The following is a 532-nucleotide window of genomic DNA, read 5'->3' on the forward strand; positions in this document are numbered from 1 at the left end:
CCAGAAGACGACCGGCTTGGTGTGCGGGTTGTCCACCCGGAAGATCCGCACCCCGCAGTCCATCCAGTGCCGCAGCACCCGGCAGGTCTCGGCGATCAGGCCGTCCATGTCGGCGTCGAAGGCGATGGGGTAGATGTCCTGGTACTTCTTCGGCGGGTTCTCCGCATAGGCGATGGTGCCGTCGGGCCGGTGGTGGAACCACTCGGGGTGTTTGTGCACCCAGGGGTGGTCGGGGGAGCACTGCAGGGCGAAGTCCAGGGCGATCTCCATCCCCAGCTCGCGGGCCTGGCCGACGAACCAGGTGAAGTCCTCCAGGGTGCCCAGGTCGGGGTGGACGGCGTCGTGGCCGCCCTCGGGCGAGCCGATCGCCCAGGGCACGCCGACGTCGTCGGGGCCGGGGGAGAGGGTGTTGTTCTTGCCCTTGCGGAAGGTGGTGCCGATGGGGTGGATCGGGGGCAGGTAGACCACGTCGAAGCCCATCGCGGCGATCGCCGGCAGCCGCCGCGCGGCGGTGCGGAAGGTGCCGTGGGGC

The 532-nt window shown here is 70.3% G+C and carries 1 protein-coding gene; it reads right to left on the reverse strand.

What is annotated here, in order from left to right:
* Positions 1-532, reverse strand: a 532-nt coding sequence (locus IE255_RS38915; protein ID WP_268255772.1) for an alpha-amylase family protein, incomplete at both ends; no start/stop codon positions are given.

This window comes from Streptomyces lomondensis, assembly GCF_014651035.1.
GTDB lineage: Bacteria > Actinomycetota > Actinomycetes > Streptomycetales > Streptomycetaceae > Streptomyces > Streptomyces lomondensis.